Here is a 14148-nt window from a genome sequence, read left to right as displayed (position 1 = left end):
ATATTGATGTTTATAACATCATTTGAGGAGCAGAATATCACTTATAGGAGTTGTTCAAATTTACGGATCCATCTCTTTAGATCACGTTTAGTCTTGATCGTTTGATGCTAAATATTGAGGTGCTTTTTCCTTTAATTGAGCATACAACTTATTGTAAAAATTATTTTCCATTAAGTTTTTAACTTGATAATCATTTTCAGTATAACCACAAAAGTCTAATTCATCTGATTCTAAGCTATCCCAAAGAGCAATAGTTATATGAATTAATACCATGCCAAATACACAATCATTTTCATCAAGTAAATAATAACCAAAAAAATTTTCCTCAAAAGGACCATCATGAAACCAATTGGTGTCTATTATGAGAACCGTTTTGGGTTTACGATCTCTAATTGGTTGGCATAGAGATGAAATAGAATCATTTTTTATTGCAAAAATAGGAATGCCTTTTAGCCATTCTCCATCTAGGTTATGAATATGTAAAACACTACTATGTCTTATTTCTAAATGTTCACATAAGGCTGCTATATATGCTGGAAACTCACTTCTAAATCTTTCTAAATAGATATTTGAAATATCATCATAAGTACCTATATCGAAAAGGTGACAAGAATTATTAGTTCTAGCTTCCAAGGATGTTAGAAGTGGTTTTCCTTTATCTAGTATAAAATGAGCTCTTGGCTCTGGTCGGGTAAGACAATCATCTTGTGCTGTACTGGTGAGATATGCTTTATCAAAGTTTTGAAAACTTAATGACTCAATTTCGTAGCTATGAAGCTCTAAAGTACTCATAATAAATTTCTCTTAGGTTGATTATTAGCAAAAAATAGGTTTTGTTTATTTATGCTAGTGATTAATATATTATCGCTAGTTAATATTTGTCACAATGGCGTATTAATGTATTTATTTTTATAAGTTATTGATTTGGATTGATATATTTGATATTCTCACCTCAAGTGTCCTGAAGGTTTTTTTTAAAAAAAATCTTAAAATTATTTTCAATGGCTTTATATATCAAATTTGATATTTCTGAGTTGAGTTTATTATGGTCATCAAGGTGTTTTTACCCGAATTTATATTTAAGATTTTAGAAGATAATCCAAATTTATCAATAAGTGAAATTATGAAAATTGCAAATGTAGCCTATTCTACAGCTGCTCGATATAAGAAGAAGTATGATTGGTATAAAAGTAATACAGAGGGTTGTGAAATACATCATAATGTGTATTTACCTGCAGTTGAAAATTATAGGTTATATAATAAACAGCAGGAATATTTAAATATGATTGTCTTTGACTTACTAAATAATGGAGGTTTTGATAGCACTCAAACATTAATGCGACTATTCTATAAAAAATATCCAAAATATAAATATCAATCCAAAAGAAATTTTAATAGATATTTCAAAAATACTCGTGAATTTTTAATTCGAGAAAATATTCAGTATCCCTTACGAATTCAAAAATCTATTCAGAGAATAGGTTTTTGTACAGAAGAGAACCCAGTTTTTAACCCAACGGACTAGTAGAGCATTCGTCTGTATATCTAAAAATCTCATAAATCTTTAACTCACTTTAAAAGATAATATGGACCCCCGAAGCTAATTCAACTTTGGGGGCTATATTACGGTCTTGCTAGTAATCATCAGGTAATAAGATGGCCGTGAAGCTGCGATCAACTTTAGTGATGATCCAAATTTTTTTCTTGTCCGATCTGATAGCTCGATAGGATACGAGCACCTGTCACAAGTGCCTCTTCATTGGATGCCCGATCTTCCTCACAAAGGTCTCCCCAGTCACCTGTTTGATGACGATACAAGAAGTACATCAGATCAATCTGCCTTTGTGTTGCTAAGGCTAAAGCATGGGGCGTAGACACGACTTGTCCCAAAGCGAATAAGAAATGCTTTATCATCAAAATAACTCACATAAAAAAAGGAAAGGAAAACGACAGGGCTGTGCTGTGTCAGGTGTTCTAGATTCTGAGGGATTGATGTTGTGTGAGCAGCGAAGTCGGAACATAGATCAAAATGCCTTCATTGTCGTTCAACAAAATATAGATCTCGTACCAGTCTTGCTTTTTATCAACAAATTCAACTTCACCCGATTGCAGTTTTTCAGCAAGGCTAAAACTCAGACCCAGAAAAGGCATGAGCAAATCACATTCATCCTCACAAACAATAAACCACCCATGTCGGGTGGCTTGATAAGGTTCAGCATACTGTTGTGATAAGGTCTGCATGTGCAGGGCAATACTCGCTCTTATCGTGTTATTCACCACTTGGGCTAATTCAGCTTTACTCTTGATGGTCTGCATGATCATCCTCCATTTCTACATTGCCCTTACTTTTTGCGGTTTTCTTACTCAAAGGTTTCGGACTATTTGTACTTTCTCCTTCAGCTAACTCAGCCTTACCCTTGATGTACTGAGACAACTGCGTTGCCCAATGTTGATAATCCGCTTTGACCTCAAGTAAACGTATTGTTTGAGGATGAAGCTGAATGACCTGCTGATCCACCAGAACCGCTCCTAAAAAACTAGCATTGTTGACAGATTTGCCCATGAATAAGCCCTTCAGTGCAACAGCATGAAACGGCTTAGCATCCTGATGAAGTTGGGTTAATGTCTCTAAGATTTGATCAACGGCAATCAATTCAGCACTGAAGCCACCCGAAGACTCATTGGCACTCAAGGCTAAACTAAAGGTGTGATGATCATTGTGCTGCCAAAGTTGATACTGAAGTTGTCCTTGGGCACGAACAGACAACTTATTGCAAGTAAAGGTGTGGATCAGTGTATGACCGACTTTGTCATAAATACGAGGTTGCATAAGAATTTCCTTGAGAGATAAAAAAATCCCGATGAACTCTAGGAGCGTATCGGGACTCAAATGTTGAGAATATGAACTTAGAACATCGCCTTACACGTCGAGATATGTTTAGCCACTGCTCGAATACTCTGTGGTGTTGGAGTAAATGTGGTGACCTTCTTATTATTCAGGAACACATCGATTTTCTTCGCTTTGGCAATTCCTTGTGAGAACTCATACCACGCATTTGCACCATTACGCCATTTTGTTGAAGCAGATGGCGCAGCAGAAGTCTTACCATCGAAACGGAAAGTCAGAGGATAGGTAGAGTCGGTATTTTCATAGCTATTACGCTTGGTCTCTAAGCGAGCAGAATGATCATATTCATCCCCAGCACCCTCATTACAGGTCACCCATAACGTATTACCTTTGCTATCTTGAACAGAATATTCGACAAAGCCTTGTGTTGAACTCATTTGCCAAACATTAGGTGCAGCATGAGCAAAACCAGTCATTGCCAGTAATGGAATATATAAAAACTTCTTCATCAAATTTATCTCACTCAAATTCACTTATCGTCTAGGGCAAGGACGGATACTTTGTACATAAGCACCATCTCCAGTATCGTTAAAGAAACCATGTTTAGATTGAATCTCTAGGCATTGACCTTTCTTGAACGGTTGCATCTGCTTCAGGACTTTCTCAGGCAGTGCATACATATTCAGAATCACTTCACCTTTTGTTGTCTGAAAAATAATGGCTTCACCACCAAAGTTCACTTTACTCTTCAGGGTGACTTTCTCAGTCTTTGCAAGGGCACTGGTACTGATTAATAGACCCAATAAACTAAAGGCAAGAAGGGGTAGGATTTTCATATTATTTATCCTTATATCGAAAGGGATTAACGAGCTTTGTTCATGTGGTATTGCATACATTGATGCCACGGTGGAGTGTCATCCTGAAACTTAGTACACTTCCATGCAGCCTGTTCAATCGAACTGACCATACCGCCATAAGCATCTATATCTGCAATAGAGACATCACCTTGTTGTTTGGGCTTAGGCTTAGAGGCTTGTTCAAGGGCATAACGACGTTCAGCTTCAGCTTTTTGCGCCTGAAGTTCCTGCTGTCTTTGTTGTTCAGCAAGCACTTGCTGTTGCTTCAAGATCAGATATTCTTCCTTTGTGGCAAAATCAGCAAAACCAATAATTTCTCCATTGGCGTTGTATTGTAATGCTCGCCATACGGTTTGCCCTTTTTCTGTAAAGGGTGCGATACCATCAGGTGAATTCAAGATACGATTCGCCATGTTCTGTTGTTGCTGTGTCTGGTAAGACATGACTAGTTCATTGGCGGAATGAGCAGCTTGTTGTACATCGGGATTTCCCGACAAAGTTGCTACTGCGGTGAGTGCAGAGCTGAGTAAATTAGAAAAACCCATGAAACATCCTATGTAGACATCGTCATTTTTTGCAAGTAATCAATATATTATGTGTGATGTACCTTTTTTGGGTACATTGGACATTGTATCGATAATAGGTACATGACAGCAAGTATCAATACCCAAGAAATGCAAGTTTTGACTCAATGGTTGAAACAAGAAAGGGAATCCCAACAACTCTCTATGCGTGCATTGGCTGAACGCATGGACAAACCTCACTCGTATATCCAAAAAGTAGAACAAGGTGAGCGTCGTTTAGATGTTGTGGAATATGTTTGGTACTGTCGTAGCTTGAAGATCGAACCTCAAACAGGGTTAGACCTTGTTCAGCAAGCCTTGAAAGGAAATAAATAAGGCTCACACATTGATGAGAGCTAATTCAATGAGTTGAATTCCCTCATAAGGATCAGCCTGCAACGCTTGGCAATACTGTAGATATTTGATTAACTCAAGGACATATACACCTTCCTCGATGCGTTCGACATATTCGACAGGCTGAGCTAGACGCAGTGCAAGTTCATACTGAGATATTCCCATTTCTTGACGCTTTGCGATGAGCCATAGCTTGAGTACATCCATATCCACCCCCTAGAGCAACGCTAAAGTAATGGCATGTAGCTTAGCGACAATAGGCGTATCTTGGTCATTGCACACACGAATCGCATGAGCAATAGGTTTGCACTGAGGATGGGGAATTCGCTCAATTACATCAGAGAAAGTATCAAGTTCTGGGTAATATTTTTTCATGGTCACTCCTTTATTGGTTAAAGACCATGAAAATAATATATTTGACAAATTGATTTCATTTCGGATGTGAATAAAACAAAAAGATTCTTAATAAAGTCAATTCTCCCCCAAAGCAGTACTGTAAATCTCCTCTACTTATAGGGTATAACAGGGAAAATAACCCAAAATTTAATTTCCCCCAAGCCTAATCGTTTTTCACACGCTTTACGTCTCGATGTTCTAGATCATAGATGATTCATCCTCATCCTAAATCGTGTGGAAAGCCGAAGTTCTAGAAAACGTTAACTGGGATTCCGATTTAAATATTGGAGATAGACCAGCGGACTATCGAACGGATGGACCACAAAATAGACCGAAAAATCTGATGGTCTAAAAGTAGTAGACAATAAAAAACCCCATAAATCAATGATCTACGAGGTTTAATATGGTGGGCCCGCCCAGACTTGAACTGGGGACCAACGGATTATGAGTCCGCTGCTCTAACCAACTGAGCTACAGGCCCTATAAAGTTAAAAACTATATATATCAACATCTTTAACTTGAATCGCATAATACACAATAATTTTTTTAATTGCAATATTATTTTTTGTAGGCGCTGTGTAGGCGGTAAATAAATTGCTATACTTATTGCATGTTATTGCTAACGAACAGCATTCTATACGATGTCAAATCAAAAAACAAAGCTAACAAAAACATTTGTTGATTCTGTGCCCTTATCGCCCAATAAACAGGTCTTTTATAGAGATTCAGATTTGATCGGCTTTGCTTTACGTGTAACAGCATCAAAGGTTTACGTGGTGGAAAGGCGAATAGGTGATGGTAAATCATCTGTTCGCGTTTTAGTGGGAAGACATGGAGAATTAACTCCTGCACAAGCACGAGAAAAAGCACAAATGTTACTTGCACAAATGGCGGCAGGTATTAATCCAAATAATGAAAAGAAAAAAGATAAAGATTTAAAATTAGTAAATTATGCAAAAGAAACACAACAACCCACGCTTATGACCGCCTACAACGCCTACATTAATGAAAGAGAACTTGGCGTGAAGTCATTAGAAGACTATAGAATGTGTGTAGAGGATTATTTGGTTGAATGGAAAGACGTTAAGTTAATTGATATTACACGTAAGATGATTCAAGAGAAGCATGTGGAATTAACCATAAGGTCTAAAGCGCGTGCAAACTTAGCGATGCGTTTTTTGCGTGCTGTGTTTAATTTTTCAATTGAACATTATTTAGATGTAAATGATAAAAGTATTTTAGATATTTCAAATCCAGTAAATACTTTAGGTGCAAAAAAAGCTTGGAATAAAATTAGAAAAAGAAAGACTTATATCAATGAAGATCAAATACCAGATTGGATTCGAGCCATTTTTAGCTATGAAGATCGAGGGCAGGCGTTAGAAACAAACCGTGATTTTCTGCTAACACTGGTTTTAACTGGTTTAAGGCGAGAGGAGTGTGAGTCATTACATTGGTCTAATGTTGATTTAATATACGGAAATATCATAATAAAAAATCCCGAAAATGGCGAACATATATTGCCAATGGGTGACTTTTTATTTGAGTTAATGAAAAAGAGAAAACGTGCTATTCAGAGCGATTGGGTATTTCCATCTGCAAGATCAAAATCAGGACACTTGGAAAATATTTCAAAAGTTCGTGCCAAAATTAATAAATTATGTAATGTGAAATTTACATTTCATGATTTGCGAAGAACTTTTGGTTCTATTGCAGAAAGTTTAGATTATGGTCAATATACAATTAAGAGACTTTTAAATCATAAAAAAGAACATGATAATGATGTGACCGCAGCTTATATCCAAGTCAGTGATAAACGCATTCGTGAAGCTATGAATGAAATAGAAGATATTATTTTAAAAAATTATAAGAACGAATTTATGGTGAAGTTTAAAGCACAAAATAATTAGGGCGACTTATTTTATATCTCATATAAATACAAAAAAATGGTTTATTTAAAAAAACAATTTATATTCAAATCAATATTGAACATATTTTTATGTGAATTTTATTTTATATTTCCCTTATAAGCATCATGGTATAATCTTAACCAAAACTTATTTTTATCAAGGTTTTATTGTTATGCCGCAAATGATTGTTGAATATTCAGACAATATTGATCAACTTGATCATCAAGATTTAATGTTAAAATTGAATCATGCTTTGTTTGATACAGGTTTGGTCGATCATCCTTTTAATATCAAAACACGTATTCGTGCAAATCAGGATTTTTTAATTGGTTTTGGTGATAACAATCAAGCATATATTCATGTGCGTTTAGGAATGATGACTGGGCGTACGTTAGAACAACGTCAATTCATCTCAGCGCAATTACTTGAATGTCTGAAAAATTTTGAAAATTATCAAGCTGTTCATTTAGAAGTACAATTATGTGTAGAAATTGCTGAAATGCCAAAAGAAGTCTATGGAAAAACCAGTATTTTGAAATAAAATTGATATCATCTAAAAGTAAAAGGGATTTAAGTTTTTAAATCTCTTTTATTAAAAATAATAACCATTGATCAATAGAGAAAAAATATCGTCTAAAATGGAAATATAAAAAGGAATATGATTGCTCATATTCCTTTTATTTTTGTGGTTTGATTATGATTAGAAATTATATTCCATACCTACGCCAACCACAGTTTTCTTATCTTCAGCTTTCCAATCTTGTTTCTGCTGTGCTAAGACACCATAGAAACGCGTTTGTTTGTTAAAGTTATAGTCAACACCTACACCATATTGGTCAATTTTACGGTCTGCCATGTTATCAGCTGTGGTTTCAGCAGATTGATATTGTGCTTTTAATGTCACAGGAGTATCTGGAATAGTATAACCCGCAGTAATTGCCCATGCTTGTTCTTCAGCAGAAGCAGCTTCAGGCTTGAGTTTTGCCGCAGCTAATGCAGCAGCAGAAGGCGAGTCTGAAAGTTCAGCATGTTGCCATAATGCACCGAAGACTAAACCTTTAGCCCCTAAAGCACCTAAGTCTAAAGAACCCGTAACACGATAAGCATCAGATTCAACATCTTTTAAGCTAAGTGCCGCATAGTCACCTGGAACTGCAAAGTTACCCGCAATTGCAGCAGCTAAGCCGATGTCTTTATTTTCGTAAGTAATTGACGTCGATACACCACTAAAGCTGTCATTTTCTTTTGTTGTATATTCGGTTGAATTATGTTCGCCTACAAGCGCCATAAGGTTAAATTGTAAACCTGGAATAATAAGGTTTTTATCTGTTTCAAAACCAACAACGTTTTTTAGACGTTCTTCACCATGCATCATTTTGGTAATGTCTAGGTTTGTATCATCATTGAAAATATCTTGATATTTACCAGCAGCAGTTTTGAAATAAGAATCGTAGTTACCTGCTTTTACTGTACCAATGTTTTTAAATTTAAGACCTAAGAAGCGGTTACGAGCGCTCCAATCTGTATCTGAACCTGATCCATCAGTTGAAACTGCCCATTCTGCTTGATATACAGCAGCAATATTATCAGTTAATGCTTCTTCACCCTTAACACCAATACGAGAAGCATTTGAATTTAATTGAGTTTCATCGTTGTCTGCAAAATCGTAATTTTGAACTTGATTTAACGAAACATTGAGCTTACCGTACAATGTTGGCGCTGCTTGCGCTGCGCTTAAGCCGAATGATGCAACTGCGGCAGCGAGTAGCACTTTTTTCATTGAGATTTCTCCAAATCGATTCTGTCGGGCATGAGCCTGTCACTTTTTTATATTGAGTAAGCAAGAAACAAATTTTTACGAGACTTACTCACTTGGATGCAGTATCTGCAAACTTTGTTACAAATGGGTGAAGACCAGATGACATTTTGATGACGAAAAACCAAATCAATCAAAAAAATTACTAAAATAGACAATGAATACAAATAAAAAAGAGGCAATAGATGCCTCTTATTTTCTCTATTAAGAGATGCCAAAATTAAAGAGCTGCTTTAATTTTTTCAGCTAATGTTTTAATTTTTTCTTGATCACCTAATTGTGCTGCGTGTTTACCAAGTTCATGTACTGAGCTTGGAATTAAGTGAAAATGTACATGTAGCACAGTTTGACCTGCTGCAGTACCTGATAATTGCATTAAGACAATACCTTCAGCACCAAGTGCTTTTTCTATTGCTTTGGCAATTTTTTGTACAATCTGAATGGTATATGCGGCAGCATCAGGGGGTAAATCAAGTAAGGTGACTGCTGGGGTTTTGGGGATGACTAAAGTATGACCATCGGCTTGAGGCATAATATCCATAAATGCAAGAACATATTCGTCTTCATAAACTTTGATTGCTGGAAGTTCATTACGTAAAATTCGTGCAAATATATTTTGATCATCGTAAGTCATCTTTTACTCCTTGCTAAATGACTGTTTTAACGTATTAATTATTACTATAACAGCTATTTACAATTTAGTTCTTTTTGACGAGCTGCTATTTGATCAAGCTTTTGCTGTTCTTTATCTGAAAACTTAGGTTTTGAGGTAAAGCAATTATCATTACCAAATTTAGCTTTAGCTTCAGGATCTTTAAAACAAAAACCTTTCGATGCATAAATGACATTATAGTCATCTTGGAGTTTTTTACATTCTTGTGCAGGATCTGCTGCAAAAGTAGATGAACCGATCAGCATTGCTGTTAAGCTAAGTGTTGCAACATAAAGTTTTTTCATGAGTTAACCTCAATTGGACATATTGGATTGTCACTTATCATTTAGATTATAGGGGACAATCTTTCATTTTCAATGATGAAAAATTATTCGAGTGTAATTTTACTCCATAATTCATTCATATAGTATGTAATACTATTATATATCAATAACTTGTTAATTTAACCTTGAAAAAAATATTTATAGAAGCTCGTGTTTTGCCTTATTCTGCTTTTTTTGTCGATTTATTTATCTCATAGTGAATTCACTGCATTGGGATATATAAATCAATGAATAGAATCATCTTTATACATACTGCTGTAAACCTATCAAAAGATGTTTTTTGTGGTGCAATAAAATGGATAAAATAATTTAGCTTTTTTGGGTTTGAAATGATAACTGGTTTGCATTTTTTTTGAAATTAATTAAAATATGCGAAATTTTTTTGTAGATCGGCTATGTGGAAATTCATAAAAAGTTTTAATACGGTAGACACTTATTTGTTTTTAGCTCTCATTTTATTGGTGACAGTGATTGCTATGCATATGCTGTAAAAGTACTGTGAAAGGCTTCGATTGTGAAGCCTTTAATTTTTGATACATGGTAATTGATTGGTGCTTAAGTAAGAATAAAAAATAAACTTTATTTTAAAATATATAAAAATTTAAAGAAAAATAACCTTTTTTAGGTATTTATTTTCATTCTATATCGCCTATATTTTATATGTGATTAAGCTTGATACTCAGTTTATAGTTATTGTAACTGTAATAAATTGCGATCAAAAATCACTCAAACTGGCATCTATTCATTTTTATTTATAGAAAATTTTATTATTACAATTTAAGTATTGGTTAATAATAGAGTGAAACAAAAATAAATAATGATGTTTATAGTGTACAGTAAGTATTCACAATTAATCTTAAAAAGTAATTATATGAATATATGTATAGGTGGCAGTTGGCATGGTAGCCAACTACTTAAAGGACAGAAATCTAATCATTTTCTTGCTAAAGACAAGGCAACAGGGCAACACATCACTTATGAAAGGTTTGTAATAAAATATGAAAATGAAGTTTGTACTTTTTGGATTGCAAATACTTTAAGTCGCTTGGAAGCAAATGAAAAAATGATGTTTTATTTAAATCAGCTTAAAAAAATTTCAGAAAGTTAAATTAATATTTCCATGTTTTTAAATCATCATCTGCTAATCGGATTGAATTAATCTCTAAAATTTTTGCTTGATTTTGACGCCAGTCACCCAAAACAATCCGCTGTTTACCAAATTCGTTATGAATCGCAGGGCGATGCGTATGCCCATGAATTAGAATATCAACATCGCTGAGGGCTTTTTCTACAGCCTGAGCATTTACATCCATAATTTCATAAGATTTATGTTGTTGAGATTCACGACTTTTTTGACGAAAACCATTGGCAAGTTTTTGTCTAAAACTCAAAGGAGTGCTTTTTAAAATACCCAGTATCATTGGATTACGAATAATTTTTTTAAAACGTTGATAAGAAATATCATCTGTACATAAGGCATCGCCATGTTCAAGACGAATGTTTTGTGTACCCATAGTGAAACTATATGTTTCGGGTAAAAGAATGCCACCAAAACGATTTAAAAATTTTTGACCTAAAGCAAAGTCACGATTTCCAACTTGGAAATAGATTTTATTTCCAGCTTGAGTAAATTGTTTTAAATGCTCAATAATTTCATCTAACCATGGTGCAGTGTAATCGTCACCAATCCAAGCATTGAACCAATCACCCAGTATATAGAGTTGTGTGTTTTTATCTTGATATTGTTCAAGTAAATCTAAAAACCCCCGAACGAGTCGAGGGTGATCAGGTGACAAATGTAAATCAGCGATAAACAGATGGGTCACTTTTTTTCCTAATCTATGGCTATAGACTAATCCCCCCTAAATCCCCCTTTTTCTAAGGGGGACTTCCCATCCATTCGTGTCTGAGCTTTTACTCCCTCCTTTATTAAAGGAGGGGTGGGGAGGATTTAAAAATTATTCAGAAATGATTTTAGCAGATTCGATTACAACATTTTCTAAAGGAACATCAGCATGATAACCACGGTTACCAGTACGCACGCCTTTAATTGCATTCACAACGTCTAAACCTTCAGTGACTTTACCAAATACCGCATAACCCCAACCTTGCGCATTTTTGCCTGAGTGGTTTAGGAATGAGTTATTTGCAACGTTAATGAAGAATTGTGCAGAAGCAGAGTGAGGCGCTTGAGTACGTGCCATTGCAACAGTACCGATGTCATTGCTTAGACCGTTGTCAGCTTCATTTTCAATAGAATCGCGAGTCGCTTTTTCTTTGAAGTTTTCATCCATGCCACCACCTTGAACCATGAAACCATCAATGACACGGTGGAAAATTACGCCGTCATAGAAACCATCACGAACATATTCCAAAAAGTTAGCGACAGTTTTAGGCGCTTTTTCAGAATTTAGTTCAAGAACAATACGTCCTTTATTGGTGTTTAATTCGACTTGAGGAAAACTCATTCTATAATCTCCTGATCATGACTAAAAAAGCCATGGGTTTTTGGTTGAGAGAAGCATAAGCAAACTGTAAACTACAAGGCAAGCAAAAATGCGAATTTCTTTTGTATCCATTCGCAGAAATGCATTTTTATTATCCTATTTTAACTTATAGAAGTGATTTATCAACTATGAAGCCAAATGATGTTGTTTCAGAACTGCCAAAGAACCCGACAACCAATTCTGCACCTGTCGATGCTCAGCAGCAAGAACAACAGACGGGCTTGGACTTTGTGCGTCAAGTCATTACGGATGATTTAGCAGCAGGACGTACTCAAACCGTTGTTACTCGTTTCCCACCTGAACCAAATGGTTACTTGCATATTGGTCATGTAAAAGCAATTTGCCTTAATTTTGGTATTGCAGAAGAGTTCAATGGTGTATGTAATCTGCGTTTTGACGATACCAACCCCGATGCTGAAGAACAAGAATATGTCGATGGTATTGCCAATGACGTAAAATGGTTAGGTTTTGAATGGGAAGGTGCACCGCGTTATGCATCAAGCTATTTTGACCAGTTACACACTTGGGCAATTCAATTGATTGAACAAGGTGATGCTTATGTTGATCTGCAAACTCCTGAAGAAATTCGTTTAAATCGTGGTAATTTTATCGAAGTCGGTAAAAATTCACCTTATCGTGATACTTCTGTCGCAGAAAATCTGGCACGTTTTGAAAAAATGAACAATGGTGAGTTTGGCGAAGGTCAAGCTGTATTGCGTGCCAAAATTGATATGGCATCACCAAACGTGCATATGCGTGATCCAATCATGTATCGTATTTTGCATTCTGAGCATCACCAAACGGGGAATACTTGGAAAATCTATCCAATGTATGACTATGCGCATCCATTGTCAGATGCGATTGAAGGCATTACCCATTCATTGTGTACTTTAGAGTTCGTTGATCATCGTCCATTCTATGATTGGGTTGTTGCGAAAGTTAAGTCACCCTCTGTGCCACATCAGTATGAATCAAGCCGTCTAAATATTGACTATACCATCACCTCTAAACGTAAATTGCGTAAATTGGTGGAAGGCAATCATGTCAACGGTTGGGATGACCCACGTATGCCTACAGTTGTTGGTATGCGCCGTCGTGGTTTTACTCCTGAAGGTTTACGTGATTTCTGTAAGCGTGTTGGTGTAACCAAAGTTGATGGCAGTATTGTTGATGTGGCAATGCTCGAATTCTGTATTCGTCAATCACTTGAAAATACTGCATCGCGTGGTATGGCGGTCTTGAACCCATTAAAAGTGACTTTAACCAATCTTCCTGAAGATATGGATTTAAGTCATGCACGTCATCCAAACGTGGATATGGGCGACCGTATCATTCCTTTAACGTCTGAAATTTATATTGACCGTAAAGACTTTGAAGAAGTACCGCCAAAAGGCTTTAAACGTTTAACTCCTGAAGGTGAAGTACGTCTACGTCATGCTTATGTGATCAAGTGCGATGAAGTGATTAAAGATGCCAATGGTGAAGTGATTGAGCTGAAATGTTCAATTGACCCTGAAACTTTAGGTAAAAATCCTGAAGGGCGTAAAGTGAAAGGTGTGGTGCATTGGGTTTCAGCGAGCAAAGGGATTCCTGCGGAAGTTCGTGTTTATGACCGTTTATTTAATGAAGCAGCACCTGATGCAGATGATGATTTCTTAAAACACTTAAATCCTGAGTCTTTAACAGTGCTTCAAGCGGTGATTGAGCCTGCTTTGGCGCAAGCACAGCCTGAAGATCGTTTCCAGTTTGAACGTGAAGGTTATTTTGTTGCAGATCAATATGACCATACGATTGACAAACCTGTGTTTAACCGTATTTTGGACTTGAAAGACAGTTTTAAACCAAACAAATAATAAATTTGGTTTAAAATCTAAAGCTTTAAAAAACTCAGTTTCGGCTGG

The 14148-nt window shown here is 35.8% G+C and carries 20 protein-coding genes and 1 tRNA gene; 6 read left to right on the top strand and 15 right to left on the bottom strand.

The features are described from left to right. Positions 1-87: 87 nt before the first annotated feature. Positions 88-792, bottom strand: coding sequence for a hypothetical protein (locus tag HX005_RS16055; RefSeq protein WP_286378128.1), 705 nt, complete (start codon positions 790-792; stop codon positions 88-90). A 253-nt stretch (positions 793-1045) separates the two neighbouring features. Between HX005_RS16055 and HX005_RS16050 the strand changes: the two genes are divergently transcribed. Continuing rightward, entirely contained in the window at positions 1046-1525 is a 480-nt protein-coding gene (locus HX005_RS16050; protein WP_286378127.1) for a hypothetical protein, read from the top strand. A gap of 155 nt (positions 1526-1680) precedes the next feature. Here HX005_RS16050 and HX005_RS16045 read toward each other — a convergent pair whose 3' ends face one another. From HX005_RS16045 to HX005_RS16020, 6 genes are all read right to left on the bottom strand, one after another. Further along, on the bottom strand, positions 1681-1914 hold the full coding sequence (locus HX005_RS16045; protein WP_353622000.1) for a hypothetical protein: 234 nt from the start codon (positions 1912-1914) through the stop codon (positions 1681-1683). A 60-nt stretch (positions 1915-1974) separates the two neighbouring features. Next, positions 1975-2316, bottom strand: coding sequence for an SH3 domain-containing protein (locus HX005_RS16040; RefSeq protein WP_286378126.1), 342 nt, complete (start codon positions 2314-2316; stop codon positions 1975-1977). Next, positions 2297-2830, bottom strand: a complete 534-nt coding sequence (locus HX005_RS16035; protein ID WP_286378125.1) for a hypothetical protein — start codon at positions 2828-2830, stop codon at positions 2297-2299. The genes HX005_RS16040 and HX005_RS16035 overlap by 20 nt, the downstream gene beginning before the upstream one ends. Before the next feature lie 77 nt (positions 2831-2907). Beyond that, positions 2908-3357 carry a YfjT/YkfB family phage-associated protein gene (locus HX005_RS16030; RefSeq protein ID WP_286378124.1) on the bottom strand — a complete coding sequence of 150 codons (450 nt, stop codon included), beginning with the start codon at positions 3355-3357 and terminating at the stop codon, positions 2908-2910. 24 nt (positions 3358-3381) lie between these two features. After that, positions 3382-3684: a hypothetical protein gene (locus HX005_RS16025; RefSeq protein ID WP_286378123.1), complete on the bottom strand. Its 303-nt coding sequence runs from the start codon at positions 3682-3684 to the stop codon at positions 3382-3384. A gap of 26 nt (positions 3685-3710) precedes the next feature. Continuing rightward, entirely contained in the window at positions 3711-4250 is a 540-nt protein-coding gene (locus HX005_RS16020) for a hypothetical protein (protein WP_286378122.1), read from the bottom strand. A gap of 102 nt (positions 4251-4352) precedes the next feature. Here HX005_RS16020 and HX005_RS16015 point away from each other — a divergent pair, with 102 nt between their 5' ends. Continuing rightward, the gene (locus HX005_RS16015; RefSeq protein WP_286378121.1) at positions 4353-4604 is read left to right on the top strand and encodes a helix-turn-helix domain-containing protein; all 252 of its coding nucleotides are present in this window, start codon (positions 4353-4355) and stop codon (positions 4602-4604) included. Positions 4605-4607: 3 nt separating this feature from the next. Here HX005_RS16015 and HX005_RS16010 read toward each other — a convergent pair whose 3' ends face one another. The 3 genes from HX005_RS16010 to HX005_RS16000 all read right to left on the bottom strand — a co-directional run bounded on the left by HX005_RS16010 (position 4608) and on the right by HX005_RS16000 (position 5499). After that, positions 4608-4829: a helix-turn-helix domain-containing protein gene (locus tag HX005_RS16010; RefSeq protein ID WP_286378120.1), complete on the bottom strand. Its 222-nt coding sequence runs from the start codon at positions 4827-4829 to the stop codon at positions 4608-4610. Between the two features lie 9 nt (positions 4830-4838). Beyond that, on the bottom strand, positions 4839-4997 hold the full coding sequence (locus tag HX005_RS16005; protein WP_286378119.1) for a hypothetical protein: 159 nt from the start codon (positions 4995-4997) through the stop codon (positions 4839-4841). Positions 4998-5422: 425 nt separating this feature from the next. Next, positions 5423-5499 (bottom strand) — tRNA-Ile (locus HX005_RS16000). A gap of 160 nt (positions 5500-5659) precedes the next feature. Between HX005_RS16000 and HX005_RS15995 the strand changes: the two genes are divergently transcribed. Both HX005_RS15995 and HX005_RS15990 read left to right on the top strand, forming a co-directional pair. Next, positions 5660-6928 carry a site-specific integrase gene (locus HX005_RS15995; protein ID WP_286378118.1) on the top strand — a complete coding sequence of 423 codons (1269 nt, stop codon included), beginning with the start codon at positions 5660-5662 and terminating at the stop codon, positions 6926-6928. A gap of 172 nt (positions 6929-7100) precedes the next feature. Next, a complete protein-coding gene (locus HX005_RS15990) occupies positions 7101-7469 on the top strand; it encodes a 5-carboxymethyl-2-hydroxymuconate Delta-isomerase (protein ID WP_107010125.1) in 369 nt (122 codons plus the stop codon). A 159-nt stretch (positions 7470-7628) separates the two neighbouring features. Here the strand turns inward: HX005_RS15990 and HX005_RS15985 are convergent, their stop codons facing one another. The 3 genes from HX005_RS15985 to HX005_RS15975 all read right to left on the bottom strand — a co-directional run bounded on the left by HX005_RS15985 (position 7629) and on the right by HX005_RS15975 (position 9701). Then, the gene (locus HX005_RS15985) at positions 7629-8708 is read right to left on the bottom strand and encodes a porin (RefSeq protein ID WP_286378117.1); all 1080 of its coding nucleotides are present in this window, start codon (positions 8706-8708) and stop codon (positions 7629-7631) included. Positions 8709-8964: 256 nt separating this feature from the next. Then, positions 8965-9378: an HIT family protein gene (locus HX005_RS15980; RefSeq protein ID WP_286378116.1), complete on the bottom strand. Its 414-nt coding sequence runs from the start codon at positions 9376-9378 to the stop codon at positions 8965-8967. A 53-nt stretch (positions 9379-9431) separates the two neighbouring features. After that, entirely contained in the window at positions 9432-9701 is a 270-nt protein-coding gene (locus HX005_RS15975; RefSeq protein WP_373431889.1) for a YARHG domain-containing protein, read from the bottom strand. 910 nt (positions 9702-10611) lie between these two features. On the opposite strand from HX005_RS15975, the gene HX005_RS15970 reads away from it, so the two are divergent. Further along, positions 10612-10848 carry a hypothetical protein gene (locus HX005_RS15970; protein WP_147305722.1) on the top strand — a complete coding sequence of 79 codons (237 nt, stop codon included), beginning with the start codon at positions 10612-10614 and terminating at the stop codon, positions 10846-10848. A gap of 1 nt (position 10849) precedes the next feature. On the opposite strand, the gene HX005_RS15965 is transcribed toward HX005_RS15970, so the two are convergent. Next, complete coding sequence (locus HX005_RS15965) at positions 10850-11566, bottom strand: UDP-2,3-diacylglucosamine diphosphatase (RefSeq protein ID WP_286378115.1); 717 nt, start codon at positions 11564-11566, stop codon at positions 10850-10852. A gap of 132 nt (positions 11567-11698) precedes the next feature. Next, positions 11699-12208 (bottom strand): peptidylprolyl isomerase, encoded by a 510-nt coding sequence (locus tag HX005_RS15960; protein WP_286378114.1) that lies wholly within the window; start codon positions 12206-12208, stop codon positions 11699-11701. Positions 12209-12375: 167 nt separating this feature from the next. Here HX005_RS15960 and HX005_RS15955 point away from each other — a divergent pair, with 167 nt between their 5' ends. Beyond that, a complete protein-coding gene (locus tag HX005_RS15955) occupies positions 12376-14100 on the top strand; it encodes a glutamine--tRNA ligase/YqeY domain fusion protein (RefSeq protein ID WP_286378113.1) in 1725 nt (574 codons plus the stop codon). The last annotated feature ends 48 nt before the right edge of the window (positions 14101-14148 follow it).

The sequence above is a fragment of the Acinetobacter sp. R933-2 genome (genome assembly GCF_030325485.1).
Lineage (GTDB): Bacteria > Pseudomonadota > Gammaproteobacteria > Pseudomonadales > Moraxellaceae > Acinetobacter > Acinetobacter sichuanensis.
The sequence above is the reverse complement of the archived record's forward strand: the minus strand, read 5'-3'. Positions and strand labels throughout refer to the sequence as shown.

What these genes read in the sequence shown, in the direction of transcription:
- HX005_RS16055 (WP_286378128.1), bottom strand. Translation starts at nt 792, where the DNA reads ATGAGTACTTTAGAGCTTCATAGCTACGAAATTGAGTCATTAAGTTTT.
- HX005_RS16050 (WP_286378127.1), top strand. Translation starts at nt 1,046, where the DNA reads ATGGTCATCAAGGTGTTTTTACCCGAATTTATATTTAAGATTTTAGAA.
- HX005_RS16045 (WP_353622000.1), bottom strand. Translation starts at nt 1,914, where the DNA reads ATGATAAAGCATTTCTTATTCGCTTTGGGACAAGTCGTGTCTACGCCC.
- HX005_RS16040 (WP_286378126.1), bottom strand. Translation starts at nt 2,316, where the DNA reads ATGCAGACCATCAAGAGTAAAGCTGAATTAGCCCAAGTGGTGAATAAC.
- HX005_RS16035 (WP_286378125.1), bottom strand. Translation starts at nt 2,830, where the DNA reads ATGCAACCTCGTATTTATGACAAAGTCGGTCATACACTGATCCACACC.
- HX005_RS16030 (WP_286378124.1), bottom strand. Translation starts at nt 3,357, where the DNA reads ATGAAGAAGTTTTTATATATTCCATTACTGGCAATGACTGGTTTTGCT.
- HX005_RS16025 (WP_286378123.1), bottom strand. Translation starts at nt 3,684, where the DNA reads ATGAAAATCCTACCCCTTCTTGCCTTTAGTTTATTGGGTCTATTAATC.
- HX005_RS16020 (WP_286378122.1), bottom strand. Translation starts at nt 4,250, where the DNA reads ATGGGTTTTTCTAATTTACTCAGCTCTGCACTCACCGCAGTAGCAACT.
- HX005_RS16015 (WP_286378121.1), top strand. Translation starts at nt 4,353, where the DNA reads ATGACAGCAAGTATCAATACCCAAGAAATGCAAGTTTTGACTCAATGG.
- HX005_RS16010 (WP_286378120.1), bottom strand. Translation starts at nt 4,829, where the DNA reads ATGGATGTACTCAAGCTATGGCTCATCGCAAAGCGTCAAGAAATGGGA.
- HX005_RS16005 (WP_286378119.1), bottom strand. Translation starts at nt 4,997, where the DNA reads ATGAAAAAATATTACCCAGAACTTGATACTTTCTCTGATGTAATTGAG.
- HX005_RS15995 (WP_286378118.1), top strand. Translation starts at nt 5,660, where the DNA reads ATGTCAAATCAAAAAACAAAGCTAACAAAAACATTTGTTGATTCTGTG.
- HX005_RS15990 (WP_107010125.1), top strand. Translation starts at nt 7,101, where the DNA reads ATGCCGCAAATGATTGTTGAATATTCAGACAATATTGATCAACTTGAT.
- HX005_RS15985 (WP_286378117.1), bottom strand. Translation starts at nt 8,708, where the DNA reads ATGAAAAAAGTGCTACTCGCTGCCGCAGTTGCATCATTCGGCTTAAGC.
- HX005_RS15980 (WP_286378116.1), bottom strand. Translation starts at nt 9,378, where the DNA reads ATGACTTACGATGATCAAAATATATTTGCACGAATTTTACGTAATGAA.
- HX005_RS15975 (WP_373431889.1), bottom strand. Translation starts at nt 9,701, where the DNA reads ATGAAAAAACTTTATGTTGCAACACTTAGCTTAACAGCAATGCTGATC.
- HX005_RS15970 (WP_147305722.1), top strand. Translation starts at nt 10,612, where the DNA reads ATGAATATATGTATAGGTGGCAGTTGGCATGGTAGCCAACTACTTAAA.
- HX005_RS15960 (WP_286378114.1), bottom strand. Translation starts at nt 12,208, where the DNA reads ATGAGTTTTCCTCAAGTCGAATTAAACACCAATAAAGGACGTATTGTT.
- HX005_RS15955 (WP_286378113.1), top strand. Translation starts at nt 12,376, where the DNA reads ATGAAGCCAAATGATGTTGTTTCAGAACTGCCAAAGAACCCGACAACC.